Below are 25406 nucleotides of genomic sequence, written 5' to 3'. Positions count from 1 at the left end.
TTCTGTACTCGGTCGGGCTGACGCCGTGTTCGCGTTTGAACGCGGTGCCGAGAGCGAAGGCGCGGTGCCGCTGTCCGTGCCCGTGGGCGGGGCGGACCACGGGCACGTCCTTGCCGCCGAGCGGGCGTTCGAACGGGCGGGACTGGAGTGGACCGTGCTGCGCCCGCGGTGGTTCTCCAGAACTTCGGCGAGGACTTCCTGCTCGACCCCGTGCCGAGCGCCGGGATACGGCTGCCGGCCGGGGACGGCAAGGAGGCGTTCGTCGACGCCGAGGACATCGCCGAGGTGGCGGTCGCCGCCCTCACGGAGGCCCGGCACGCCGGGTGGCACTACGAACTCGGCGGGCCGCGGCTGATGACTTTCGGGGACGCGGGCGCGGAGATCGCTCGGGCCACCGGCCGTGACCTCGGCTATGTGCCGCTGACGCCGGAGGCGTACATGGACGAACAGCGGGCGCGGGGTGTGCCGGAGGAGTGGGGGCTGCTGTCGGCCGGCCTGTACGGCCGTGTCCGCTCGGGCGGCCTGGCCTCCCCCGGCGACTGCGTCCGGCGGGCGCCGGGCCGGTATCCCCGGGACTTCTCCGAGTACGCCGACACCGCCGCCAGGCAAGGGATCTGGAGCGGCTGACCTGTTCCGGTGGTCCGGCCGGTTCCCCGCGGGGAACCGACCGGGCGGGCTTCCCTTCCTCAGCGTGTCCCCGGGCGCCCCTTCAGGAACTCCGCGAGCGTCCGCGTCAGGGTGTTGTGGGCCGGGGCCGCGAAGAGCGGGTCGAGGTGGTTCATGCCGGTGTCGGTCTCGTAAGCGGCGTACGGGATGCGGGAGTTGGCCACCACCGTGCGTGCCGCCGCCTCGATCGTGCCGTTGGCGTAGCTCGTCCCGAAGGCGTACAGGGGTACGTCGAGACGGTCGGCGTGGTGCAGGCGCAGGCCCAGGGAGCGGGCGAGCGGGGAGTCGGTGTAGGCGTCCGTCACGTCGAGGTCGACGGAGAGCCTGGCGGGCCAGTACCACTCCCACACCGCCGGCACCGGACCGGCGTACGCCGCCGCGACCCGGCCCAACGGGGTGATCCCGTCGTCGACCCAGCCGCGTACGTCCCCGCTGTCGGCGAGGTGTCCGGAGTGGACGGTGATGGAGTTCGGCCAGCCGAAGCCGGCGTCCACGAAGAAGCCCAGCAGGCCCGCGTTGGTGACGGGGTAGGGCAGGCGCAGGGCGTCGGGCAGGCGGGGCTGGAGGAGGGAGGGGCCGTCGGGGTCGTGGAGCGCGTAGTGGCCGGCGAGCTGGTACCAGATCTGGGTGCTCTCCGCGCGGCTGCCGAGCCCCACGCCGCTGAGGGTCAGGTCGAAGACCGCCCCGGCGTCGATGGCCGCCAGCCGCTCCCGGATCTGCTCCGGCGAGTCGAGGACCGGCTCGCCCGTGCCGTCGAACGCCCCGAGCACACCGCCGTCGACGACCACGAGGCCCGCGAGGTCCCGGTAGCCGGGGCAGCCGTCGAAGTCCCAGGCCGCGTATGCCATCGCGGTCGTCGCTCCCCAGGAGTGCCCGCCGAGCACCACACGCCGGCCGCCGCGCCCCGCCGACCGGACGACGGCCCGGAGATCGGTGAGCGTCAGGGGCAGACCCCAGTGCGCGGCGAAGGGGGAGGCGGCCGGGTCCTGGGTGCGGTAGTGGCCGTCCAGGTAGTGGGCGAGGGGGTCCGGGCCCGCGAAACCCGACCGGTCGGAGAGGTTCTCCTCCCGCCGGTCGAGGGCCCACACCTGGAGCCCGGGCGCGGCCGCTACCAGGTCACGGGCCAGCAGCCGGAAGTCGTTGGCCGCCCCGAACATGCCGGGCACCAGAAGGAGAACGGTGGCCGCCGTGTCGGGGCCGACCTTGAGGACATGCACCCGGTCCGTCCCGGCGGGCCCGCCCCCGGCGCCCACGGCCACCGGCACGTACGGCTCCGGGCCGACGGCCCCTTGCCCGGTGGCGCCCGGTGCGCGTCCCGCGGCCACCGCGGATCCGGCCCCCGTGCCGGCCGCGGCCAGCGCCGCACCGCCGATCATTCCGCCCAGCACCGTACGGCGCGGCAGACGGCTCGTCATCTCACGTACCTCCAGGAAGAGTTGGTCGAGACCAGCTTCCCTCTCGCGCTCGACGGCCCGCGCACCAGGGGTCACTTGCACGACTCCTCGACGGCCATGCTGTGCGGCCCGGGAGGGGCCTCCCTCGGCCGCCGCCGAACGGTCACCGATTCGTCGGGCCTGTGGCCGACGACCGGGTCGAGGCGCCGGCGCCCGTCCCCGCCCTGTCGCGCACCCGTCGTACGAGGTCGGTGGCGGCCTCCGGCCACTCGGCGTGTTCGAAGGTGAAGCCCGCGTCGAGCAGCCGGCCGGGTACGACACGGCGGCTCTTCAGCAGGAGTTCGGTGTCCGAGCGGAGCGCGAACGCGCCGAGCTCCGCCATCCACCGCGTCGCGGGCAGGCCCACCGGAACGCCCCACGCGGCGCGCAGCGCGCGCATGAACTCGCGCTGCGGTAGGGGACGGGGAGCGGCGAGGTTCACCGGCCCGGCGAGGTCGTCCCGGTCGGCCAGGAACTCGACGGCGCGTACGAAGTCGTGGTCGTGGATCCAGGACACGTACTGCGCGCCGCCCGCGACCGGGCCGCCGAGGCCGAGCCGGGCCAGCCGCAGCAGGACGTCGAGGACGCCGCCGCGGTCCGGGCTCATCACCATGGCCGTCCGCAGGGCGACCTTGCGCGTGGCGGGGGTCGCTGCCTGCTCCTGGGCCCTCTCCCAGGCCCTGGCGATGTCGACGCTGTACGCCCAGTAGTCCGGTACGCCGGGTTCGGCGCCGCCGATGACGCCGGTCGCCTCGTCGTTCGGGGCGTCGAAGCGGTGGGCGTACACCGTGGCGGTGCTCATCTGGAGCCAGAGCCGGGGAGGTCGGGCGGCGCCCGCGATCGCCTCGCCGACGACCCGGGCGGAGTGCACGCGCGAGTCCATCATGGCCCGCAGGTTGGCGGGCGTGTAGCGGCAGCTGACGCTGCGGCCCGCCAGGTTGATCACGACGTCGCTGCCGTCGACCGCCTCGGCCCACGCGCCCAGGGTCTCGCCGTCCCAGCCGATCTCACGGTCGTGCGCCGGCCGCCGGGTCAGGACGGTGACGTCGTGACCGGCGGCGGTGAGAGCGCGGTTCAGGATGCCGCCCACCTGGCCGGTTCCACCGGGTATGACTACCTTCACGGCTCCCCCTCAGGGCTTGGAACGTGTGGGAGTGAGAGTAGCCCAATTATTTGAACGCGTTCAAAACATGTTCGGGAGGGGCGTCGGCGTTGCTGACAGGAACTGTGGGTTCGATCTGAGTGTGAGGGCCGGAGTCCGGCGGTGAGGCCTTCCGCGTCAGCCCTCTGGGCTGGGAATTCGCGGGTCCGAGGGGCTGTCCGCCGGGTGTCCGAGGGGGACCGCGCCGGTCGGCCGGGGTACCTCGTCGAAGGGTTGATCGGTACTTTGCGTACCTACCGGTGACGTCCGAGCACCGGCTGGGAGGATGTGGGCCGTCATGACTGCCGGGTGGGGTGTACGCACGCTACGGACCGCGGTGTTCGCGGCTGTCTGTGTGCTCCTCGCCTCCCTCGGCCACGTGCTCATGTCCGGCTCCACCGTCGCCTGGTGGACGCTGGCCCTGGGGGCCCTCGTCATGGGCGCCGCAGGCTGGTCCCTGACCGGCCGCGAGCGCGGACTCCCGCTGGTGGTGGGCGTGGTCGTCGCCGCCCAGGGCGCGCTCCACTCGGTGTTCTCGTTCACCCGGAGCGCGGGCGCGGGCGCGGGCGCGGGTACGGGTTCCGCCGGTGTGCCGATGGGTTCCATGGACATGGTCCACACCGGCGCCGACATGGACATGGCCGTGGGGCACATGGCCCACGGCGGCCACGGCCTGGACGTCCTGTCGTCCTCGTACGGCATGCTCGCCGCCCACACGCTCGCCGCGCTGCTGTGCGGTCTGTGGCTGGCGCACGGCGAGCGGGCCGCGTTCCGCATCCTGCGGGCGGTGGCCGGCCGGCTGGCCGCTCCGCTGCGGCTGGCGCTCGCGCCGCTCTCGACGCCCGACCGGCCCCGTCCGCGCCTGCGCCGCAGCGGTTCGGACCGGGCGCCACGGCTGCTCCCGCTCGTCCACGCGATCACTTCTCGGGGCCCGCCGACGGGGATCGCTGTCGTCTGAGACAGCTGGTTCCCCGGTCCGCTCCGGGTGGCGCCGACGCGATCTCCGTCGGCCGCCGCGGGAGCTCCGGGCCTCGGCCGTACCCGTCCACGTGGACGGCCGTCCTCCCTCTGCCGGTAGCGGCGTGCGCCCACGACCTCTCGTGCACCGCACCGCCCTCGCGTCGCGCTGCCCCGCATCGCGTCGTGCGGGCCGCCCTGCCGGATTCCGGATGATCCGATAAGGACACCAGGTGATCACTCCTGCACGCCCCGCCCCGACCGGCCCCACCGGCCCGGCCCTCCCGACCGCCTCGGCCTCCCCGGCCGTCACGGTCGACGAGTCGATAACCGCCTGGGCGCTCGCCGCCCGTGGCGGAGATCCGGTCGCCGTCGAGCGCTTCGTCGCCGCCCTGTACCGCGACGTGGTGCGCTACGTCGCCCACCTGTGTGCCGATCCGCAGGCCGCCGACGACCTCGCCCAGGACACGTTCCTGCGGGCGCTCGGCAGTCTGCACCGGTTCGAGGGGCGGTCCTCGGCCCGCTCCTGGCTGATGGCCATCGCGCGGCGCGCGGTGATCGACAGCTTCCGGCACGCCGCCGCCCGGCCCCGGCTGCACGACACGGAGGACTGGCGGCTGACCGTCGAACTGGCCCAGCCGCGCGGGCTGCCCGGGTTCGACGACGGGGTCGCGCTCCTCGACCTGCTGGCCGCGCTGCCCGACGAGCGGCGCGAGGCGTTCGTCCTCACGCAACTGATGGGGCTGCCCTATGCGGAGGCGGCCGAGGTCAGCGACTGCCCTGTGGGGACGGTGCGTTCACGTGTGGCCCGGGCCCGCGCGACCCTCGTCGACCTGCTCACGCAGGCCGAGAGCCGGCCGGTGCCGGAGCCCGTGTCCGAGGCCGCGAGCGAGCGCCCGCCGGCAGTGCTGGCCGCCTGACGCGGCGACGCGGGGGATCGGGGACGCAGAGGCTCAGGGGTGCGGGGCGCGGAGCCACGGGGAAACCGGTTCTCCCCGCTCGCGTCCGCCTGCTCCCTGCTCCGTCTACTCCCTACTCCGCTTGCTCCACCCGCTCCGGTGCCGTCGTTTCCTCCGGCAGGAGCCCGCACATCGTCTCGCGCTCCTCGGGGCTGATCTCCGTGAGCCCCGAGGCGACGGTGCCGGCCAGCGTCGGTGAGGCCTCCGTGAACAGGCGGCGGCCCTTGTCGGTGAGGGCCACCTCGACGCCCCGCTTGTCGCCGCACACCGAGCGCCGGGTGACCAGCCCGGCGTGCGAGAGGCAGGCGATCTGATAGGTGAGGCGGGTCTTGGGGCGCCCGAGCAGTTCCGCGATCCGCGTCATCCGCAGCCCGCCGTCGGGACGGTCCGCGAGCAGGCACAGCACCAGGAACTCGTCGTGGGAGACCCCGAGCGTGTCCTTGAGGACGGGGCCGAGCCGTTGCTCGATCGCCCCGGTGGCGGCCAGCAGGACCATCCAGCCCCGTAGCTCGGCCGGGAGCAGCCCGCCCTCCTGCGCGGCGGGACATCGGGTCGGCTCTGCGGAGTGTTCGGGAGGGGCGGCCATGCCGTCGATTCTACCGGTTGTCCAATTTTGCACGAGGGGTTGTTCATATTTGGATAACAGGCTAGCGTGGCGCCATCGCCCCGTCGTCCAAATTTGGATGACTGGGGTATCGCGACTCGCGGAACTTGGCGGAAGTCGCACGACCCTCGTTCCTGTCAGGAGACAGCTCATGACCGTTGCCGTGGAAACCGGCCTGTGGCAGCTCGACCGGACGGCCTCCACCGTCGCCATCAAGCACAAGACGATGTGGAACCTGGTCACCGTGAACGGCACCTTCGCCATCACCGGCGGCGGTGGCGAGGTCCTCCCCGACGGCTCCGCCACGGGCACCCTGACCCTGGACGCCGCCTCCCTGGACACCAAGCACGCCAAGCGTGACAAGCACCTGCACGGGGCCGACTTCTTCGACGCCGAGAACCACCCCGAGATCACCTTCGCGGTGCGCGGCGCCGAACTCCGTGACGGCGACACCGTCCACGTCAACGGTCAGCTGACCGTGCGCGGCATCAGCCGCCCCACGACCCTCACCGCGCGCCTCACCGACGCCGGCGCCGACGCGCTCACCCTGGACGCGGAGTTCACCGTGGACCGGGACCAGTTCGGCCTGGGCTGGAACCAGCTGGGCATGATCCGCGGCCTCACGACGGTCACGGCCACCCTCCGCTTCACCCGCACCCCCGCCTGAGGGGCGGTGCCGCAGGGCCGAGGGCGTCAGGACCGCTCGCCCGGCAGCTCGACGTCCATGCTCGTCAACGTGTCCGGCGACGCCGTGAAGGCGCGCAGCCGGATCCGCGTACCCGGGCGCCGGGGCACCTGGAACACCGGTCCGGGCGGCCGGAGCCGGTAGACGGCGCTCGCGCGGGCGGGCAGCGTGGCCGGGCCCTGGACCACCTTCCACCAGCGGCTCATGCCCTGGCCGGTGGTGAGCGTGAAGTGGGGGGCGAGGGCGCTGCCGTCCACGTTCGTGACCCGGAGGACCAGTTCCGACACGGCGCCCGGCCGGACCGTGAGCGCCCTCGTCACCCGCATCCGCAGCGGCGGCGAACCCGTCGCCGCCACGGCGGCACTCGCCAGCGCGGGTACGAGGAGCAGCGCGGCCGTCGCGATCAGCGCGGGACGCCTGCGCGGACCCGACAGGAAGCGCGGCCGGGGCTGCCACGCGCCGGCGAAGGACGCGGCCGGTGTCGTCACCGCGGCGGCCAGCCACAGCGGCGTCATCAGCAGGTAGTAGCCGTCCTGCGAACGCGTCGCCAGGTAGAAGGCGCACCACGGCAGCACCGTCGCCGCCGGACCGAGCCGCCGCACGAACAGGACGAGCAGCACCAGCAGGGCCCCCGTCAGCAGCATGCTCGCGTGGCTGTACCAGGCCAGCCGGTCGCTGCCGGAGGTGTAGTAGAGCGCGACGCCCACCAGGCCCTGCCCGTGGATCGTCGCGTTCTGCGTCAGCGGCAGCGCGACCCCGGCCGCCCAGGTCCGTGGCTCGCTCACGACGAAGTACGTGTTGATCAGCAGCCATACGGTGACCGCCGTACCGGCGATCCGCAGCACCACCCCGGCGGCGGGCCGCGCGCCCAGTTCGCCACGGCGCACGGCGTAGATCCCGGCCAGCAGGAACGGCACGAGGAACCACGGCAGTTGCTGCGCGGCGCAGGCCGCGCCCAGACAGGCGGCCCGCGCGAGGCCGCCCCACCCGAGCCGCCCGCCCGCACCGAGCCGCGGCCAGTGCACCACCATCGGGATCAGCAGCGCGAGCCCGAGGATCGCCGGGTAGCCGAGCCGCGCGTAACTCGGCAGGAAGCCGAAGCCCAGGCACGCCATGGTCGCCGCCGACCGCCACGGCACCGGCAGCAGCCGCCACAGCGTCACCGCGCCGACGAGCAGCGCCCCGGTCGTCACCGCGGTCGCCGCGAGCGCGCCGTGCCCGAGCCACAGGAGCGGCGCGGTCAGCAGCAGGGCCAGGGGCGGGTAGCCGTACGTGAGGTCGTAGCCGCCGTCCATCGTCGGGGTCAGGGCGACGTCGGGGTTGTGCTGGAAGAGCCACGGCCAGGGCTGCCCGTACACGGGGTGCCCGGCGACGAGTTCGCGGGCGGCCTGCGCGGTGAGGACGCCCTCGTCGCCGCCGGCGTGGTTCAGGGAGAACGTGCACAGGGTCAGCGTCACGGCCGTGACCAGGACGCACAGGTCGAGGCGGGCGAGCGAACGCGTCCGGCGTACGGTCAGCGCCAGTACTCCGCTGACCAGGATCGACAGATAGCAGAGCGAGATGACGGCGGCGACGACGGGCCGGTGGCTGGCGGCCTGCGTCCACACCGCGCGCGTTCCGATGAACAGGCTGACGGTCGCGAGCAGCGTCAGGACGCGGTGCCACTGCGCGGGGGCGTCGGCCGCCGGTGCGTTCGCCGGGGTACGGGACCGCAGGGGGCCGGTGTTCGCCGTGACGTCCGGCGCTGTCTCTGCCAAGTGCACGACACCGGAACGTAATCGTGCCCGGTGTGCCTCGCGCGGGTGGAGGTGAAGGGTCCGGTGTGAGGCCGGTAAGAATGTCCGCCAGTAGTCATTTATGGCGATTTGGTCGGCCTCACGTCACTCAGTACACGTCCCGTACATAGCGCTTCGCCGCCGTCAGCTGCTTCACGTACACGCCCGCCTCGTCCTCGCTCAGGCCGCCGTGCGCCACCGCGATGTCCCGCAGTGCCCGGTCCACGTCCTTGGCCATGCGGGAGGCGTCGCCGCAGACGTAGAAGTGGGCGCCCTCCTGCAGCCAGTGCCACAGCTCGGGTCCGTGCTCGCGCATCCGGTCCTGGACGTAGACCTTGTTGCGCTGGTCGCGGGAGAACGCGGTGTCCAGGCGGGTCAGCGTGCCCTCGGTGACCAGGCCGGCCAGCTCCTCCTCGTAGTAGAAGTCGGTGGCGCGGTGCTGTTCGCCGAAGAACAGCCAGTTCGGCGCCGTGTGCCCGAGCGCCCGCCGCTCCTCCAGGAACCCCACGAACGGCGCCACCCCGGTGCCCGGCCCGACCATCACCATCGGCGTCGAGGCGTCCGCGGGCGGCCTGAAGTGCGGCGAGCGCTGCACGAAGACGGGCACCGCCGTGTCCGGCCCGGCGTCGGCCAGGAAGGGCGAGCAGACTCCGCCGCGCGGCCGGCCGTGCAGGTTCTCGTACCGCACCACGGACACCGTCAGCGACACCCGCTCCGGGTCGACGAGCGGGCTCGACGATATGGAGTAGAGCCGGGGCTGCATCCGCCGCAGTACCGTCACCCACTCCTGTGCGGACGCCCGCACCCCGTACTCGGCGACCACGTCGACGGCCTGCCGCCCCCACGACCAGCGGGCCAGCCCGTCCTTGTTGTCGGACCGCATCAGCTTCTTCAACTCACGGTTGTCCCGGGCCCGTTCGGAGACGAAGCGCAGCAGGTCGGGTGTGATCCGGGTGATGTCGAGCTGCCGGTGCAGCGCCTCGGAGAACGGAAACTCACCGACTCCCTCCACCCGTACGCCGGTTGACGCGTCCAGCCCGGTCACGGCCAGCCATTCCGCCACCAGGGACGTGGAGTTGACGGGCCGTACCCCGAGCGCGTCACCCGCTTCGTACGTCAGTGCCGTACCGCTCGTGTCGAAGGTGAACCGGCGCACCTCCTTGGTCGCGCCGGGCAGGCTGAGCAGCCGGTTGCCGACGAGCCGGGCGGGCGAGGCGGCGGCCTTGGCGGACCGCGAGGCCGGAGGGGGAACGGGAGTCGGGACCTGGGCGGCGGTACCCCCCGTCCGCCGCTCCTGCGCGGTCCCCGCGCCCGTGGTGTCGCCCGTGGTGTTCGTGCCGTCCGTGCCGCTCGTGTCCAGCACGTCGAGCACCTGGTCGAGCCACGCGTCCGCGGACGGCTCGAAGTCGGGCTCGCAGTCGGTGCGCGGCGCGATCCGTACCGCCCCCAACTCGTCGAGCCGCGCGTCCAGCCGGCGCCCGTGCCCGCAGAAGTCGTCGTACGAGGAGTCGCCCAGCGCCAGGACGGCGTACCGCACGCCGTCCAGCCGCGGCGCCTGCTCCCCGGAGAGCGTGTCCCAGAAGCCCGAGCCGTTGTCGGGGGCGTCGCCGTCGCCGAACGTACTGGTGATGAAGAGGAGATCGGCGCTGCGCGCGAGGGCGGTCACATCGGCCTCGTCCATGCCGACGAGCCTCGCCCGGTGCCCGCCGGCGTTCAGCCGCTCGGCGGTGGCGCCGGCGAGTTCCTCGGCGTTTCCGGTCTGCGAGGCCCACAGCACGACGACTTCGCGCCCGTCGACCTCGACCCCCACACCGACCCGCTCCTGCGGCGGGGTCTCGACGGCCCGGGAGTACATGCCGGCGAGCATCCCGTTCACCCAGTCGGCGTGCTCGGCGCTGAAGGGAGCGGAGGCGGGCAGTACGGGAATCCCGGCGGCGCCGGTGGGCAGTCCGGCGAGGAAACCCGAGAGGTACTGGCGCTCCTGCGAGCTGAGGACGGGCGGGGGAGCGGGCGTGAACGCGAACTCCGGTACGGAGACCGGAACTTGGGGGCGGGCCGGCTCGGGGGTTTCCGGGTGCTTCCCCTCGGACTCGGGGCGGTGCACCTTCACCAGGGACACCGCGCACACCTTGAACTCCGGCTGGAGGGACAGCGGATCGACCGCGTCGCTCGTCACCGCGTTGATGCCGAGGTATTCACCGAAGAGGTCGTTCCAGTGGAAGGGCGCGAAGACGCACCCCGGCCGTACCCGGTCGGTGACAACGGCCGGCAGTACGGCCCGCCCGCGCCGCGAGGCGACCTCGACCGAGTCGCCGTCCACGACCCCCAGCTCCCGCGCGTCCTCGGGATGCACCTCCACGAACGGCCCGGAGTTCAGCCTGTTGAGCTTGGCGACCCTCCCCGTCTTCGTCAGGGTGTGCCACTGGTGCTGCACGCGCCCGGTGTTGAGGACGAACGGGAAGTCGTCGTCCGGCAGTTCGGAGGCGGGCAGATGCGGCCGGGCGTGGAAGACGCCACGCCCACTGGCGGTGGGGAACCGCAGCCCCTCGCTCTCCTTGTCGCCGTTGTCGTCGTACTGCTCCCGGTACCGGACGGGATTGCGCGCGGGCCCGTCCACCGAAGGCGCCGGCCACTGCACGGGGGTCTCCCGCAGCCGCTCGTAGGTGACTCCGCGGAGATCCCAGCCGGTCTTCGGGTTCCACGCCCGCTTGAGCTCCTCGAAGACGTCCTCCGCGCTCTCGTAGGCGAACCCCTCGAACCCCATCGCGCGGGCGACGGCCGCGATGATCCGCCAGTCGGCCATGGCGTCGCCGGGCGGGTCGACGGCCGCCTGGGCGAGGGTGAGACTGCGCTCGCTGTTGACGAGGACGCCCTCCGCCTCGGTCCACATCGCGCCGGGCAGGACGACATCGGCGTACGCGTTGGTCTCGGTCTCGGCGAAGACGTCCTGGGTGACGACGAACTCGGCGGCCTCCAGGCCCTCGATGACCGTACGGCGGTTGGCGACCGAGGCGACCGGGTTGGTGCAGATGATCCAGCAGGCCTTTATGTGACCCTCGGCCATCCGCCGGAACATCTCGATCGTGCCGTGCCCGGCGCCGTCCTTGCGGAGCGTGCCGGCCGGCAGCTCCCACAGCTCCTCGACGAACGCCCGCTCCTCGTCCACCAGCACGGACCGCTGCCCGGGAAGCCCCGGCCCCATGTACCCCATCTCCCGGCCGCCCATCGCGTTGGGCTGCCCGGTGAGGGAGAACGGCCCGCTGCCGGTGCGGCAGATCGCGCCGGTGGCGAGATGCAGGTTGACCAGGGCGTTCGTGTTCCAGGTGCCGTGCGTGGACTGGTTGAGCCCCATGGTCCAGCAGCTCATCCACTCACCGGACGCACTGGCCTCCCCGATGACCCGCGCCGCTGCCCGGATCTCGTCCTCGGGGATGCCGGTGATCGCGGAGACGGCGTCCGGCGCGTAGTCGGCGAGGAAGGCCGGCATCTCCTCCCAGCCCTCGGTGTGGGCGGCGATGAACTCCGGGTCCGTGTGCCCGTTCGCGTGCAGGAGATGGAGCAGGCCGTTGAGGAAGGCCAGATCCGTCCCGGGCTTGATCTGCAGGAACAGGTCGGCCTTGGCGGCGGTGGCGGTACGCCGTGGGTCGACCACGATGAGCCTGGCCCCCGCCTTGACCCGCTCCATCATTCGCAGATACAGGATCGGATGGCAGTCGGCCATGTTCGACCCGATGACGAGGAAGGCGTCGGCGTGGTCGAAGTCGTCGTACGAGCCGGGCGGCCCGTCGGCGCCCAGCGAGAGCTTGTATCCGGTGCCCGCGCTCGCCATGCACAGCCGGGAGTTCGACTCGATCTGGTTCGTGCCCACGAACCCCTTGGCCAGCTTGTTAGCCAGGTACTGGGCCTCCAGGCCCATCTGCCCGGAGACATAGAAGGCGACGGCGTCCGGGCCGTGCTCGTCGACGATCGCGCGCAGCCGCCGCGCGGTCTCGGCGATCGCGTCGACGACGGGCGCGGGGACCAGCTCCTCGCCCCGGTCGTCGAGGCCGTCCCTGACCAGCGCGGTGGTCAGCCGGCCGGGCGCGCTGAGCATGTCGGCGGTGGTCGCGCCCTTGGTGCACAGCCGCCCGGCGTTCGCGGGGTGCGCCTTGTCCCCGGACGCCTTGAAGACCGTACGCCGTCCGTCGGGTCCGAGTCCGACGTCCAGCACGATTCCGCAGCCCACCCCGCAGTACGAGCACACGGTCCGCACCTGCGTGGTCGTGGGGGTTGTGGTCACGTGCTGCCTTTCTCCGTCTTCCGTCGATCTCCGTCGATCTCCATGCCGGGCCCGCTACCCGTGAGCGTACGAATTGCCCGTTACGTCGATGTCACGTGATCCGATCATGAGCGGTTACGCCCGCTGCACAGCCGGACTGTCAGTGCTGTGAGGTACGTATGGGTGTTCGGATATTTCTCATACAGGAGGTCGCTGAGCGTGTCGTATTGGGCCGATCGGGTGACCATGAGTAAGAATTGGCTGATGCAGACAGTCAGTGCGAGCCAGGGCGGAGTGTGCCGATGAGAAGCCACGACGCCACCGACGAACAGTGGGAGGGGCTCGCCCAGGTCGTACCGCTGAGAGGCCGGGACGCCTGGCCGTCCGCGGTGGGCCACCGGTCGATACCCGAGGCGGCGACCGAGGCCAGACGCCGTTTCGTCGTCCTGCGCGTCAACGTCTTCGCGGACGCCCGCGAGGTCGCCGAGACACTGATGGCGGGGATACCGGTACTCCTCGATCTGACGGGCGCCGAGGCGGACACCGCCAAGCGCGTCCTCGATTTCAGCACCGGTGTCGTCTTCGGCCTCGCGAGCGGGATGCACCGGGTCGACCGGAACGTGTTCCTTCTCACCCCGCCCGGCACCGAGGTCGGGGGGCTCATGGGCGGAGCGGGGGTCCCGGGGCACTGAGACCGACCGGCCTGACTCCTCACGACACTCCGCACGACGAGATCCGTCCCCCGTTCGTAGGAAGGTGCGGCGGACGGAACGGTTCGCCTCGCGGGCGGAGGCCTACGGTCCGGATATGACCCTGTCACTGGACTTACCGCCCGGCCCGGCCACCGCAGCACGGCGGGCGGAGCGTCCCGACCGGCCGAGCGTCACCGAACTGAGGCTGTCCGCCTACGCGGGGCACCGGCGGGCCAGGTTCCCCCTCGGACAGCTCACGCTTCTCGCCGGGCCGAGCGGCGGCGGCAAGTCGACCGCGCTCAGGGCGTACGAGTCGCTCGCCCGGCTCGGCTCCGGCGCCGCCGTCGAGGAGGCGTTCCCGGACCCGGCGGCCTGCGTACCGGAACGCGCGCGGCCCGACGGCCAGCGCCGCCGCGGCTTCCGCATCGGCTGTACGGCGGACGGCCCGGAGGGTCCCGTACTGCTCGACGTCGCCGTCCAGGCCGAGCCCGAACTGCGCATCGTGGGCGAGCGGTTGAGCGCGGGCGGGGTCGTCCTGCTGGAGACGGCACTGCGCGATCCCAGCCGGCGCACCGTCCAGGCCGCCTGGCACACCGCCGGTTCGGCATCGGTCACCCGCGCCCCGATGCCGGACGACCGGCTCGGCACGGCCCTGCTGCCGCTGCGGGTGGCCGGGAAGACGGACGGGCAGCGCCAGGTCATCGCCGCCGCCGAGCAGATGGTGGTCGCCCTGCGGTCCGTCTTCGCCTGTGATCCCCGGCCCGACCGGATGCGTGCGGCGGTCCGGGTCGACAGTGGACGACTCCTGCCGGGCTGCGACAACCTGGCCGAGGTCCTCTGGCGTACCCGGACCGAATGCGCCATCCGCCACGGCCTGTTGGTCGCCGCGGTTCGCGAGGCCTGCGCGGGCCCGGTCACCGACGTACGGGCCGACGAGGTCGCCGACGGCCGTGTCCGGGCCGTGCTCGACCGGGGCGACGGCCCCCTCACCCACTTCGGCAGGCTGGGCGACGGCGAGTTGAGGTACACGGGTCTGGCCCTGGTCCTGCTGACCGGGCCCGGTGTGCTGGCGGTCGACCGGCCCGGCGAGGTGCCCGACGCCCTCCAGGCGCTCACGGTCCTGGCCGACGGTTTCGACCGGTCCCTGGACGTACGGCAGCGCGAGCAACTCCTGCGGCTGGCTGCCCGGATGTGCGACCGCGGGCACATCCGTCTCCTCGGGACGGTGAGCGACGCGTCCTGGGCGGAGGGCGTGCCGGGAGTGACGGTGGTACACCTGGAGCCGTGACTGATCAGGAACAGGTCGAAGGCGGCGAGAACTCCGGGGACTCCGACAACTCCGGAGGCTCCGGGCAGGCCGAACGCCGGGAGCGCGGCGGGCGGTTGGACGTGGCGAAACTCCAGCGCCGGCTGGCCGAGTTCGCGGCGGCACGCAGCTGGCAGCCGTTCCACACCCCCAAGAACCTCGCCGCCGCGCTCAGTGTGGAGGCGTCCGAACTGGTCGAGATCTTCCAGTGGTTGACGCCCGAGGAGTCGGCACGGGTGATGGACGACCCGGACACCGCCCACCGGGTGACGGACGAGGTCGCGGACGTGCTCGCGTATCTGCTCCAGCTGTGCGAGGTGCTCGGGATCGACGCGCTGGCGGCCCTCGACGCGAAGATCGACCGCAACGAACAGAGGTTCCCGCCCAAGGGATAGTTACTCTCCGAAGTCGAAGTGCGGTTCGTTCCTCGATTGTTGTCCGCAGATTTCCGCCTTCCTCTGGCTTTTCGTCCCACAGCACTTCACTCTGGGTAGTGGACGGTGGAGTTCGGGCGGGCGCGCGGACAGCGCGTCGGGGACAGACTGGGGCAGCGCATGGATGCGGTGCGGCTCATCCTGACGAGCAGACATGCCCTCGCGGGCAGCGAGGGTGTGCTTCAGACCCTGACGGAGGTGTGGCAGGCACAGGCGCTCGCGCAGGCGATAGGCAGCCGCCTCGCGGTCAACGGACCACCCGAACTGCGGGGTGAGGCGCTGGGGCTGACCGAACTGGCGGGCCGGGGCTGCGGCGTACTGGACGAACCGCGCCTCGCCGTCGGCGCCTTACGCGCGGCCCAGCTCACCGAGCTGGGCGACGCCCGCCAGGCCCTTTGCTGCCTCGGCGCCCTCCTCGGCGAGGCGGGCATGGCCCTGGTCGGCATCGCCAGCGCGGCGGACGACGAGACGACGTACTGGCAGTGCATGGAATCGATCGACGCGGCGGACGAGTCCCGCGACCGGGTCCTGGAAATGCTCCGCAAACTGGCGGCCAAGGAGGCGGCGGGGGGAGCGGAGCGGGTGGCTGGTTAGCGGTTCGTTCGTCCCGATGCCCTCTGCACGGGCTCTGTACGGGCTTTGTGCGGGCCGAGCCTTGCAGCTCGGCCCGGGCGTCTCAGCCCGTCCGGCGATTGAGGACGAGGCCGTTCAGGCCGAGCGGGAGTCCGGGGGCGGAGCCCCCGGTAGCGGTCGGCATCAACCCGCCTCAGGCTCCTCCGCGGACGTCGACGACACCCCCGCGGACTGAAGGTCGGCGTCGAGCGCGGACAGGTCCGCGTTCAGCGCGGCCATCAGTTCCTCCATCTGCTGCAGCAGCCCTTTCGGCTGTGTGGGCCCCGCCTGCTGCGGCACGACTTCTTCGGACAATGGACGGCCTCCTCGGCCCCTGGCCCCCGAGGGGGCCGACGCGGGTGCGCCCCGGAGCGAGCGAGCCGGCAAGGGAACTGGCCGACCGGTCGGTGCCGGCGCGGGCGCCGGTCGGGCCGGCTCCGCCCGAGCCAACGATCATCACGGTGGGGGGTCACTGGTACGGACCCGCACCTCGCACGTGGTTGACGGTTTTTCACCCGACCGGGGAGGCGTGGGGCAGGGGGTGCCGGTGAGATTGACCGGGGTCCGAGTGCAGGATGGGGGCATGGATCTTCGCATCTTCACCGAACCCCAGCAAGGCGCGACCTACGACACCCTGCTCGCCGTGGCGAAGGCCACCGAGGACCTTGGTTTCGACGCGTTCTTCCGCTCCGACCACTATCTCCACATGGGCTCCGGGGACGGCCTGCCCGGTCCCACCGACGCCTGGATCACCCTCGCCGGACTCGCCCGCGAGACCAGGCGCATCCGCCTCGGCACCCTGATGACGGCCGCCACCTTCCGCCTCCCCGGTGTCCTGGCGATCCAGGTCGCGCAGGTCGACCAGATGTCCGGCGGGCGGGTCGAACTCGGCCTGGGCGCGGGCTGGTTCGAGCAGGAGCACAAGGCGTACGGCATCCCGTTCCCGCAGGAGAGGTTCGCCCGCCTCGAAGAGCAGCTGGCGATCGTCACCGGTCTGTGGGAGGCGAAGACCGGCGAAACGTTCAGCCATCACGGCACGCACTACGACCTCACCGACTCGCCGGCCCTCCCCAAGCCCGCGCAGGCCAAGATCCCCGTGCTCATCGGCGGCCACGGCGCGGCCCGTACCCCGCGGCTGACCGCGCAGTACGCCGACGAGTTCAACATGCCGTTCTCCTCGGCCGAGGACACCGAGCGCCAGTTCGGCCGGGTCCGAGCGGCGGCCGAGCGCGCGGGCCGCAAGGCCGACGAGCTGACGTACTCGAACGCGCTCGTGGTCTGCGTCGGCAAGGACGACCAGGAAGTGGCCCGCCGCGCCGACGCGATCGGCCGCGAGGTCGACGAACTGAAGGCCAACGGACTGGCGGGCTCCCCGGCCGAGGTCGTGGAGAAGATCGGCCGGTACGCGGAGGCCGGCTCACAGCGGATCTATCTCCAGATCCTCGACCTCGACGACCTCGACCACCTGGAGCTGATCTCCTCGCAGGTGCAGTCGCAGCTGTCGTAGTCCCGGTACGCCGCCGGTGCGCACCCCGTCGACCGGTTCCGGCCGGTTCCCTTCCGGCCGCCGGGGTGCGCCCGTGGCACGCTACGGGCCGGCCGGCACCGGCAGCCCCGGGCCCGCGCAACGCACGTCCGCCGCCGGGACCCGCCCGGCGACCAGGTAGGCGGCGGCCGTCGAGTCGACGCACGCGTTGCCCCGGCTCGCGAACACGCCGTGGGAGTAGTCGTCGTCGAGGGTGACCAGACGGGAGCCGGGCAGCAGGCGGCGCAGCTCGTGGGCGCCCTCGATCGGGGTGACCGGGTCGTGGGCGGAGGCGATCAGCAGGACGGGCGGGGCCGCGGGGCTGCCCAGGGCGGTTCGGCGGGCGGGCCGGTGGTGCCAGAAGGCGCAGGCCGATGCCTCCATGCCGGTCAGCACGGGCTGCGGGTCCAGCCGTCGCGTGCGGCGGAGGTCGGCCAGGACGCGGGCGGGGGCCGGACCTGGTCCGTCGGCGCACTTCACGGTCCGGTTGGCCGCCTCGAAGGTGCGTGAGTCGGGCGAGCCGGGGGCGGTCGGGGGGCGCAGTGTGCCCGGCGTACCGTCCCGCAGATACGTACGCAGTCCGTCGGCCAGGCCCGCCCAGCGTTCGGTGCGGCCGAGGGCGCGGTAGACGGCCCGGTCGAAGGCCGCCGCCCCGAACCCGTCCACGGGCCGCTCGCGAAGTCCTTCCCGCACCCGCAGATACGCGTCCCGAACCGCCCCGGTGTCGTCGCCGAGCCCGAAGCGGTCCGGGTGGCGTGCGGTCCAGGCGAGGAAGGTGTCGCGCCCGCGCAGCAGTGCCCGGCTCTGCACGACGTCGAAGTCGTACCAGTCCCACGGTCCGACGACACTGTCCAGCACCATCCGCCCGACCCGGTGGGGAAAACGAGCCGTGTAGGCGGCGCCCAGATAACTCCCGTACGACACACCGAGGAAGCTCGTCCGGTGCTCGCCGAGAGCGGCACGGATCGCGTCCATGTCCCGCGCCGTCTGCTCCGTGGAGAGATACGGCAGCACCTCGTCGCCGACGCCCGCCGCACAGTCGTCCGCCAGGGCGCGCAGCGAGCGGAGGTACGCCGACTCGGCCCGGGGGCCCACGGGCACGGGGTCCGCGTGCGGGCGGTCGCCGTCGAAGAGGCCCCCCATCGCACCGCAGTCGACGGGTGAACTCAGGCCGGTGCCCCGCGGATCGAAGCCGATCACGTCGAACGCGCGCCGCACGCTCTCGGGAAGCCTGGCCCGCTTCGTGACCGCGTACGGCAGCCCGGCCCCGCCCGGGCCTCCGGGGTTCACCAGCAGGATGCCGCGCCGCTCGGCGGCCGTACCGGAGGCGCGGACCCGGGAGACGGCGATCCGCAGCCGTGGGCCGTCCACCGCCGGAGCGTCCCAGTTCAGGGGCACGTCGAGCCGGCCGCATTCGACGGTCTCGGGCGCCGCCGGTCTCGGTACGGAGTCCGGGCAGGTGCCGAAGTGGACGCGGGTGGGGGTGGTGGGGGCGGCCCGGGCCGCCGGTGCGGGGAGAAGGGCGGCGGCGCCGGCCAGGAAGGCGCAGAGCAGGGCCGTACGGCGTGAGGGCCGTGGCAGCGGGAGGCGTGGGGGAGGCGGCACGGGTCTCGCAATCTCGGCATCGGTAAGAGTCCGGTCATCAGATGACAATGAAAACGATTGTCGATAACGTGTCCACGGTCAAGTCCGAAGCCCTCCCCGACGGGGGTGCCTTCGCGCTGCCCCGGTGGTCTCAACCGCCGCGGTGGAAAGGGGAGTTGTGGCTCATTTGCTGGTGGTCGAGAGCTGGGTCGGATCGATGAGCAGGCTGCTGCCACGGGCGATCCGGGAGAGCGGGCACGAGTTCACCTTCCTCACCCGTGACCTGCACCACTATCTGCGCAGTGCGCCCGAGGGGGCCGCGCATCCGCTGCTCGGCGCCCGCAACGTGGTCACCGCCGACACCAACGACCTCGACGAACTGCTGCCGTACGTCGAGCGGTTGCACGCGGTGCTCGGCTTCGACGGTGTCGTCACCTCGTGCGACTACTACCTGCCCACGGTCGCCCGGATCGCCGGGCGCCTCGGGCTGCCGGGCCCCGGCCCCGAAGCCGTGGAGAACGCCTGCCGCAAGGACGCCACCCGGCGCGTACTGGCGGACGCCGGGGTGCCCGGGCCGCGCTTCGCCGTGTGCGAGGAGTGGGCCGACATCGTGCGCGAAGCGGTCGGCATCGGGTATCCGCTGGTCGTCAAGCCGGTCGACCTCTGTGCGGGGATGTATGTCCGCCGCGTCGACGACGAAGCCCAACTCGCCCAGGCCTGCCGGGCGTTGAGTGCGTTCCCGGTCAACGCCAGGGGGCAGCGGCGCCCGCCCGTCGTACTCCTCGAAGAGCTTCTCGACGGGCCCGAGGTGAGCGTCGAGACCGTGTCCTTCGCGGGCGCGGTCCAGGTGGTCGGAGTGACCGACAAGAGCATCGCCGGAGCACCCGCCTTCATCGAGACCGGCCATATGTTCCCGGCCGGACTGTCCGCCGCCGACACCGAGGCCGCCGAGCAGACCGCGCTGGGCGCCCTGAAGGCACTCGGTCTGGTGGAGGGGGTCGTGGCCCACACGGAGATCAAGCTGACGTCCGCCGGGCCGCGCGTCGTCGAGGTCAACCCGCGTCCGGCCGGCAACCGCATCACCGAACTCGTCCGCCACGTCACCGGCATCGACCTCGCCGCCGCCTTCGTGGACGTCTCCCTCGGCCTCGCCCCCGATCTGCGCCGCACCGACACGGGGCTGCGCAGCGCGGCCGTCGGCTTCCTCGTCCCGGAGACGGAGGGGACCCTGGAATCGCTGAACGGCGGCAGCGAACTCCGGGCCCGGGAAGGAGTGCTGGAGGTCCAGCTCGCCGAACCGGGAACCGTCGTCAAGGCCGCGGGCAGCAACAACGAATACCTCGGGCACGTCATGGCGGCCGACCCCGACGGACTCGGCGCCCGCGCCCGCGTCGACTCCCTGCTGAGCGAGTTGCGGGCCGGACTGGTGATCCGGTGAACGACGGACCGCGAACGCCGGTCATCGCCCCGGCAGCTGCCGCGGCGGTCTCCTCGGCAGTCGCCTCGCCGGATTCCTGCGACGGACTCGTGGCCCGGGCTCTCGCCGGTGACCTCGGACCCGATCCGCGTACGCAGCGCATCGCCGTGGCCTTCGCCACCCGGCAGGCCGTACGGCACGAGGGACGGGGCAGCGGATACCGCAACGAGGTCCTCAGCCTCCGCCTGGGCGCGGCCGTCGGGTCGTGCGCCGTCGAACCCGGGGAACTGCCGGACGACGCGATCGACGACTGCGTCGGCGCGGACGTCGCCCGGCTCCTTCAGCACCCCCTGCCGCCGGTGCGCGTGGCCGCCCTCGACGCCTACCTCATGCACATCACCCCGCACACTCCCGAGCACGGCGCCCGGGCGGTGCGGCTCCCGGCGGGGTCCTCGCTGGTGAAGTCACGGGCGCGGGCGAAGACCGTGGTGGCGCTTCTCGACCTGCCGCCGGGGGCCACGGTCCTCGTCGTCGGAGTCGTCAACTCCCTACTGGAGCAACTGCGTTCACGCGCACTGAACTACGTGCCGTGCGATCTCAAGGGCGGCACGACGGAGTGGGGCGATCCGGTGGTCACCGACGCCCTCGCCGAGGTGGAGAACGGACGCTGTGACGCCGTGCTCGCCTCCGGGATGACCCTCGGCAACGGGACGTTCGAGCCGCTGCGGCGCCACGCGCTCGCCCACGGAAGGCAGTTGGTCATGTTCGCCCAGACCGGCAGCGCGATCCTGCCCCGCCTCCTCGGACACGGTGTGAGCGCGGTCTGCGCGGAACCGTACCCCTTCTTCTGGCTCGACGGCGGCCCCGGCACCATCCACTGCTACGGCGGGAACGGCCCCCGATGACGACGACCGTTGTACGCTCCGCGCCCGCCGCCCGCCATGAGCTGCTGGCGCTCCTCGGCCGCACCCCCCTCGCCCGGATCACCGCCGAACTCCCGGGACCGCAACCGGGGTTCTGGGCCAAGCTCGAAGGGCTCGGGGTGGGCGGCATGAAAGCGCGCGCCGCCGTGTCCATGCTGCTCGGCGCCCGTGAACGCGGCGAACTGCGCTCCGGCGCACCGGTGGTGGAGTCCACGTCCGGCACCCTCGGAGTCGGGCTCGCCTTCGCCGGACAGGCCCTCGGCCACCCCGTCGTACTGGTCGGTGACAGCGAACTTGAGCCCTCCATGCGGCAGTTGCTGCGCTCCCACGGAGTCAGGCTGGAGATCGTCGACCGGCCGGCGGCACAGGGCGGCTGGCAGGCCGCGCGGCTCACCCGCCTCCGCGAACTCCTCGCCGCACTGCCCGACGCCTACTGGCCCGACCAGTACAACAACCCCGACAACATCGCCGGATACGCCTCCCTGGCCGCCGAACTCACCGCCCAGCTCGACCACTTGGACGTCCTGGTGTGCAGCGTCGGCACCGGCGGGCACAGCGCCGGAATCACCGGACCACTGCGCCGGCGCTGGCCCGGGCTGCGGCTCATCGGGGTCGACGCCACCGGCTCCACCATCTTCGGCCAGCCCGCCCGGCCCCGTCTGATGCGCGGCCTCGGCAGCAGCATCCACCCGCGCAACGTCGCCTACGACGCCTTCGACGAGGTCCACTGGATCGGCCCCGCCGAAGCCGTCGACAGCTGTCGCAGGCTCGCCCGCCAGAGCTTCGTCAGCGGTGGCTGGAGCACCGGCGCCGTCGCCCGCGTCGCCGCCTGGGCGGCCCGCGTCCACCCCGGCGCCGTCGTCGCCACCGTCTTCCCCGACGGCCCGCACCGCTACCTCGGCACCGTCTACGACGACGACTTCGCCCTCGCCCACGGCCTCGACCCGAACACGGCGGCGACCCGCCCCGTCGAGATACCCCACCCCCGCGCCGCCGAGGCCACCGGCTGGGTGCGCTGCACCCGCGTCACCGACCCGCTCTCCCCGCAGGAAAGGAACCAGTGAAGGCCAGCCTGCGCACCGTCCGCCTCGAACTCACCGAGCCGCTGCGCATCTCCCGCTCCACCATGGCCGCCCGCGACGCGGTGTGGCTCTGCATCGAACACGAAGGGCTGCGCGGCCACGGCGAGGCCGTCACCAGCGTGTACTACGGCCTCGACGCCGACACGCTCCAACGGCAGCTGAGCAGGGTGGAGTTGAGTCGTTTCGCCGACCCGGAAGACGCCCTGGAGGCGCTACGGGAAGGGGATCTGGCGGGCGGCGACAACACACCGGCCGCCGTCACCGCCGCGGTGGAGGCCGCGCTCCTCGACCTTGTCGGCAGGCGCGCCGGGGTCCCCGTGCACCGGCTGCTGGGGGCACCCGCCGCACCCGAGGCCATGACCGCCCGGACCATCGGCATCTCCTCGGCGCGGCACGCGGCCGGCGAGGCACGCCGATTCGCCGCGAGCGGCTTCCGGATCGTCAAGGTCAAGGCGGGGAGCCCGGACCCGGAGGACGACGTGGAGCGCGTACGTGTCATCCGCGACGCCGCGCCCGGCGTACGGCTGCTCCTCGACCCCAACGGGGCCTGGAACATCGCCCAGGCACGGGAGTTGCTGCCCCGGTTCGCCGAACTCGGCGTCGAGGCGGTGGAACAGCCCGTCGCTCCCGGCGACCCGGAGGCATTCGGGGCGCTGGCCGAGAGGTCGCCGCTGCCGCTCATCGCCGACGAGGACGCGGTGGACCTCCAGGACGCGCGGCGGCTCGCCGGTCGCGTGCACGGCATCAACGTCAAGCTCGCCAAGTGCGGCGGGGTGCACGCGGCCCTGCGTATCGCCGGGTTGATCGAGGGCAGCGGTACGGAGCTGATGCTCGGCTGCCTCACCGCCAGCACCCTCGGCATCGCACCCGCCGTCCACCTCGCCGACCGCGCCCGCTGGGCGGACCTGGACGGGCATCTGCTGCTGGCCCGGGACCCGTGGTCCGGAATCGGCGGCGCCGACGGCGTCGTACGCGCGAGTGACCGCCCGGGCCTCGGAGTCGACGAGCTCGAAGCCAATGAGCTCGAAGCCAAAGAGCTTGGAGTGAAGGCGTTCGGAGTGAAGGGGTCCGGAACTCAGGGGCTCGGAGCCGGGGAGGGCCAGCATGGGCACGTTGCGTGAGATGCGGCGCTTCCCGCTCGCCGTCCAGCTGCTCCTCGTCAACCAACTCGGCGTCAACACCGGCTTCTACCTCCTCATCCCCTACCTCGCGACCCACCTCAGCGAGGACCTGGGGATGTCGGCGGCCGTCGTCGGCATCGTCCTCGGGGTGCGCAACCTCAGCCAGCAGGGCCTGTTCATCATCGGCGGTTCCGCCGCCGACCGGCTCGGCGCGCGTGGGGTGATCATCGCCGGGTGCGGGCTGCGGACGGTCGGGTTCGGGCTGTTCGCGCTCGGCGACGGACTGCCGGTGCTGCTGGCCGCGTCCGTGCTGAGCGGGCTGGCCGGGGCGCTGTTCAACCCGGCCGTGCGGGCCTACCTCGCACAGGAGGCCGGAGGCCGCAAGGCGGAGGCGTTCGCGCTGTTCAACGTGTTCGCCACCACCGGCGCGCTGGTCGGACCGCTGCTCGGCAGCGCACTGCTCCTGGTCGACTTCCGGGCGTCCGCGCTCGCCGCCGCCGGCATCTTCGCCGTCCTCACGGTCGCCCAGGCCCTTGTCCTGCCCGCCCGAGAGGTCGAACCCGCGAAGGGGGGCGTGCTCGCCGACTGGCGCGAGGTGGTGAGCAACCGGGCCTTCGTCGCGTTCGCGCTCGCCATGGTCGGCATGTTCACCCTGGAGAACCAGCTCTACCTGCTCCTGCCCGACGGCGCCCGCCGGGCAACCGGCTGGAACGGCGCGGCGGGCCTCGTCTTCCTCGTCGGCACACTCGCCAACCTCGCGCTCCAGCTCCGGATCACCCGGTCGCTCAAGGCACGTGGCGCGCGGCCTCGTTGGATCTCGGTGGGGCTGGCGCTGATGGGGCTGGCGTTCCTCCCGCCGATGCTGGTGGCGGGGGTGGGAGACGGGTCGTGGTGGGCCGCCGTGCCCGTCCTGGTGGGGGTGCTGATCCTCAACCTCGGTGTGATGGTCGCCTCGCCGTTCGTCATGGAGCTGATCCCCGGCTTCGCCCGGCCCGAGCTGACGGGCACCTGCTTCGGCATCTTCTACGTCGTCTCCGGCATCGCCGCCGCCGTCGGCAACACGGTCGTCGGGTGGGCCATGGACGCCGGTGACCGGGGCGGCTCCGAGTGGCTGCCCTGGGCGTGCTGCGCGGTGTTCGGCCTGGCGTCGGCGGGAGGCGTGGCCTGGCTGCACCGGCTGGGGGCGCTACCGGTGAGCCCGGCTCCGGTGGCGGAGCGGAGCGCGGTGTGAACAGCGAAACCCGGAAAGCTGCTGTGAACCGTGATGACTCGGACCGCCCTGTGAACAGTCGTGACACGGACCGGCCTGTGAACGGTGATGACTCGGACCGCCCTGTGAACAGTCGTGACACGGACCGGCCTGTGAACGGTGATGACTCGGACCGCCCTGTGAACAGCCCTGTCGGGAATCGTCCGGTGAGCAGCGGCAACCTGCTCACCGACCACCCCGAGCTGTACGAGGCCCGCTTCCCCGACCCCGACCGGCTGGCCGGACGCTGGGCCGAGGACTGTCTGCGCCGGCACGGCGGCGGACCGCGCGTGCTCGACATCGGATGCGGTACGGGGCGCGACGCCGAGTACCTGCAGCGCGCCGGGCGGACCGTCACCGGGGCCGACCTCTCCGAGGCGATGCTGGCACACGCCCGCGCGAGGCACCCGGGCCCCGAGTACGTCGGCGCCGATCTCACCGCGTTCGAACTGGGCTCCGGTGTCTTCGACGCCGTCGTCTGCCTCGACAGCGCGCTGCTGTACTGCCACACCAACGAACAGCTCGACGGGTTCCTCGCCTCCAGCAGGCGAGCCCTCGCTCCCGGTGGGCTCCTCGTCGCCGAGATGCGCAACGGCGCCTACTTCCTCGGCCGGACCGACCTGCTCGACACCCCGGCCGTCGGCGGCTTCACCTGGCAGGGCACCGCCTACCGGTCCGTCACCACGCTCACAGTGGACCGGACGGCCGGGCTCCTGCGCCGCGTACGGGACTGGACGGCCGACGACGGTACGCCGCCCGCCCGACAGCGCTCCGCCTGGCGCCTGTTGTTCCCGCAGGAGCTGCGTCACGTCCTCGCCGTGCACGGCTTCGACGTACTCGAACTGCACGACGGACCGGGGCCACGAACCGAACCGCCCTGGCAGGAGGGCGAGTTGCCCGGCGGGAGCACGGACGCGGACCGACTGCACCTCGTCGCGCGCCGAAGGCACTGACACGCACTTCACACCACCCACCACTCACCT

22 protein-coding genes are annotated in these 25406 nt (G+C 72.5%); 15 read left to right on the top strand and 7 right to left on the bottom strand.

What is annotated here, in order from left to right:
- Window positions 1-147 precede the first annotated feature (147 nt).
- Window positions 148-627: a hypothetical protein gene (locus OG595_RS09350; protein ID WP_329269910.1), complete on the top strand. Its 480-nt coding sequence runs from the start codon at window positions 148-150 to the stop codon at window positions 625-627.
- 59 nt (window positions 628-686) lie between these two features.
- Here the strand turns inward: OG595_RS09350 and OG595_RS09345 are convergent, their stop codons facing one another.
- Both OG595_RS09345 and OG595_RS09340 read right to left on the bottom strand, forming a co-directional pair.
- Complete coding sequence (locus tag OG595_RS09345) at window positions 687-2156, bottom strand: alpha/beta fold hydrolase (protein ID WP_329269908.1); 1470 nt, start codon at window positions 2154-2156, stop codon at window positions 687-689.
- A 67-nt stretch (window positions 2157-2223) separates the two neighbouring features.
- Window positions 2224-3222, bottom strand: coding sequence for a TIGR01777 family oxidoreductase (locus tag OG595_RS09340; protein WP_329269905.1), 999 nt, complete (start codon window positions 3220-3222; stop codon window positions 2224-2226).
- A 316-nt stretch (window positions 3223-3538) separates the two neighbouring features.
- Between OG595_RS09340 and OG595_RS09335 the strand changes: the two genes are divergently transcribed.
- Both OG595_RS09335 and OG595_RS09330 read left to right on the top strand, forming a co-directional pair.
- Window positions 3539-4198, top strand: coding sequence for a hypothetical protein (locus tag OG595_RS09335; protein ID WP_329269902.1), 660 nt, complete (start codon window positions 3539-3541; stop codon window positions 4196-4198).
- A 232-nt stretch (window positions 4199-4430) separates the two neighbouring features.
- A complete protein-coding gene (locus OG595_RS09330) occupies window positions 4431-5117 on the top strand; it encodes a sigma-70 family RNA polymerase sigma factor (RefSeq protein WP_443072989.1) in 687 nt (228 codons plus the stop codon).
- Window positions 5118-5229: 112 nt separating this feature from the next.
- Here the strand turns inward: OG595_RS09330 and OG595_RS09325 are convergent, their stop codons facing one another.
- Window positions 5230-5742 carry a MarR family winged helix-turn-helix transcriptional regulator gene (locus OG595_RS09325; protein ID WP_329269900.1) on the bottom strand — a complete coding sequence of 171 codons (513 nt, stop codon included), beginning with the start codon at window positions 5740-5742 and terminating at the stop codon, window positions 5230-5232.
- A 169-nt stretch (window positions 5743-5911) separates the two neighbouring features.
- Here OG595_RS09325 and OG595_RS09320 point away from each other — a divergent pair, with 169 nt between their 5' ends.
- Complete coding sequence (locus OG595_RS09320) at window positions 5912-6427, top strand: YceI family protein (RefSeq protein ID WP_329269898.1); 516 nt, start codon at window positions 5912-5914, stop codon at window positions 6425-6427.
- Between the two features lie 26 nt (window positions 6428-6453).
- Here the strand turns inward: OG595_RS09320 and OG595_RS09315 are convergent, their stop codons facing one another.
- Window positions 6454-8160 (bottom strand): hypothetical protein, encoded by a 1707-nt coding sequence (locus tag OG595_RS09315; RefSeq protein WP_329282755.1) that lies wholly within the window; start codon window positions 8158-8160, stop codon window positions 6454-6456.
- Between the two features lie 169 nt (window positions 8161-8329).
- Window positions 8330-12499, bottom strand: coding sequence for a bifunctional nitrate reductase/sulfite reductase flavoprotein subunit alpha (locus OG595_RS09310; protein WP_329269896.1), 4170 nt, complete (start codon window positions 12497-12499; stop codon window positions 8330-8332).
- A gap of 281 nt (window positions 12500-12780) precedes the next feature.
- On the opposite strand from OG595_RS09310, the gene OG595_RS09305 reads away from it, so the two are divergent.
- The 4 genes from OG595_RS09305 to OG595_RS09290 all read left to right on the top strand — a co-directional run bounded on the left by OG595_RS09305 (window position 12781) and on the right by OG595_RS09290 (window position 15504).
- Window positions 12781-13170 (top strand): cell division protein SepF, encoded by a 390-nt coding sequence (locus tag OG595_RS09305; protein WP_329269893.1) that lies wholly within the window; start codon window positions 12781-12783, stop codon window positions 13168-13170.
- 115 nt (window positions 13171-13285) lie between these two features.
- Window positions 13286-14458 (top strand): ATP-binding protein, encoded by a 1173-nt coding sequence (locus OG595_RS09300; protein ID WP_329269890.1) that lies wholly within the window; start codon window positions 13286-13288, stop codon window positions 14456-14458.
- 95 nt (window positions 14459-14553) lie between these two features.
- On the top strand, window positions 14554-14871 hold the full coding sequence (locus tag OG595_RS09295) for a nucleotide pyrophosphohydrolase (RefSeq protein WP_329282753.1): 318 nt from the start codon (window positions 14554-14556) through the stop codon (window positions 14869-14871).
- Window positions 14872-15030: 159 nt separating this feature from the next.
- Window positions 15031-15504 carry a DUF6099 family protein gene (locus OG595_RS09290; RefSeq protein ID WP_329269888.1) on the top strand — a complete coding sequence of 158 codons (474 nt, stop codon included), beginning with the start codon at window positions 15031-15033 and terminating at the stop codon, window positions 15502-15504.
- Window positions 15505-15666: 162 nt separating this feature from the next.
- Here the strand turns inward: OG595_RS09290 and OG595_RS09285 are convergent, their stop codons facing one another.
- Complete coding sequence (locus OG595_RS09285; RefSeq protein ID WP_329269885.1) at window positions 15667-15837, bottom strand: hypothetical protein; 171 nt, start codon at window positions 15835-15837, stop codon at window positions 15667-15669.
- Between the two features lie 268 nt (window positions 15838-16105).
- Between OG595_RS09285 and OG595_RS09280 the strand changes: the two genes are divergently transcribed.
- Complete coding sequence (locus OG595_RS09280) at window positions 16106-17029, top strand: LLM class F420-dependent oxidoreductase (protein WP_329269883.1); 924 nt, start codon at window positions 16106-16108, stop codon at window positions 17027-17029.
- A gap of 81 nt (window positions 17030-17110) precedes the next feature.
- Here the strand turns inward: OG595_RS09280 and OG595_RS09275 are convergent, their stop codons facing one another.
- Window positions 17111-18652 (bottom strand): alpha/beta fold hydrolase, encoded by a 1542-nt coding sequence (locus OG595_RS09275; RefSeq protein ID WP_329269882.1) that lies wholly within the window; start codon window positions 18650-18652, stop codon window positions 17111-17113.
- 157 nt (window positions 18653-18809) lie between these two features.
- Here OG595_RS09275 and OG595_RS09270 point away from each other — a divergent pair, with 157 nt between their 5' ends.
- The 6 genes from OG595_RS09270 to OG595_RS09245 all read left to right on the top strand — a co-directional run bounded on the left by OG595_RS09270 (window position 18810) and on the right by OG595_RS09245 (window position 25376).
- Window positions 18810-20069, top strand: a complete 1260-nt coding sequence (locus tag OG595_RS09270; RefSeq protein ID WP_329269880.1) for an ATP-grasp domain-containing protein — start codon at window positions 18810-18812, stop codon at window positions 20067-20069.
- Between the two features lie 89 nt (window positions 20070-20158).
- On the top strand, window positions 20159-20953 hold the full coding sequence (locus OG595_RS09265) for a Rossmann-like domain-containing protein (protein WP_329282751.1): 795 nt from the start codon (window positions 20159-20161) through the stop codon (window positions 20951-20953).
- The gene (locus tag OG595_RS09260) at window positions 20950-22035 is read left to right on the top strand and encodes a PLP-dependent cysteine synthase family protein (RefSeq protein WP_329269877.1); all 1086 of its coding nucleotides are present in this window, start codon (window positions 20950-20952) and stop codon (window positions 22033-22035) included. Before OG595_RS09265 ends, OG595_RS09260 begins: the two co-directional genes overlap by 4 nt.
- Window positions 22032-23174 carry a dipeptide epimerase gene (locus OG595_RS09255; RefSeq protein ID WP_329269874.1) on the top strand — a complete coding sequence of 381 codons (1143 nt, stop codon included), beginning with the start codon at window positions 22032-22034 and terminating at the stop codon, window positions 23172-23174. Before OG595_RS09260 ends, OG595_RS09255 begins: the two co-directional genes overlap by 4 nt.
- Window positions 23158-24405: an MFS transporter gene (locus OG595_RS09250; protein WP_329269872.1), complete on the top strand. Its 1248-nt coding sequence runs from the start codon at window positions 23158-23160 to the stop codon at window positions 24403-24405. Before OG595_RS09255 ends, OG595_RS09250 begins: the two co-directional genes overlap by 17 nt.
- Before the next feature lie 185 nt (window positions 24406-24590).
- Window positions 24591-25376 (top strand): class I SAM-dependent DNA methyltransferase, encoded by a 786-nt coding sequence (locus OG595_RS09245; protein WP_329269870.1) that lies wholly within the window; start codon window positions 24591-24593, stop codon window positions 25374-25376.
- The last annotated feature ends 30 nt before the right edge of the window (window positions 25377-25406 follow it).

The sequence above is a fragment of the Streptomyces sp. NBC_01451 genome (assembly GCF_036227485.1).
GTDB lineage: Bacteria > Actinomycetota > Actinomycetes > Streptomycetales > Streptomycetaceae > Streptomyces.
The sequence above is the reverse complement of the archived record's forward strand: the minus strand, read 5'-3'. Positions and strand labels throughout refer to the sequence as shown.

Bases quoted from the DNA above. Each gene is read 5' to 3' on its own strand.
- OG595_RS09305 (WP_329269893.1), top strand. From the start codon at position 12,781: ATGAGAAGCCACGACGCCACCGACGAACAGTGGGAGGGGCTCGCCCAG.
- OG595_RS09290 (WP_329269888.1), top strand. From the start codon at position 15,031: ATGGATGCGGTGCGGCTCATCCTGACGAGCAGACATGCCCTCGCGGGC.
- OG595_RS09260 (WP_329269877.1), top strand. From the start codon at position 20,950: ATGACGACGACCGTTGTACGCTCCGCGCCCGCCGCCCGCCATGAGCTG.
- OG595_RS09335 (WP_329269902.1), top strand. From the start codon at position 3,539: ATGACTGCCGGGTGGGGTGTACGCACGCTACGGACCGCGGTGTTCGCG.
- OG595_RS09325 (WP_329269900.1), bottom strand. From the start codon at position 5,742: ATGGCCGCCCCTCCCGAACACTCCGCAGAGCCGACCCGATGTCCCGCC.
- OG595_RS09320 (WP_329269898.1), top strand. From the start codon at position 5,912: ATGACCGTTGCCGTGGAAACCGGCCTGTGGCAGCTCGACCGGACGGCC.
- OG595_RS09250 (WP_329269872.1), top strand. From the start codon at position 23,158: ATGGGCACGTTGCGTGAGATGCGGCGCTTCCCGCTCGCCGTCCAGCTG.
- OG595_RS09300 (WP_329269890.1), top strand. From the start codon at position 13,286: ATGACCCTGTCACTGGACTTACCGCCCGGCCCGGCCACCGCAGCACGG.
- OG595_RS09280 (WP_329269883.1), top strand. From the start codon at position 16,106: ATGGATCTTCGCATCTTCACCGAACCCCAGCAAGGCGCGACCTACGAC.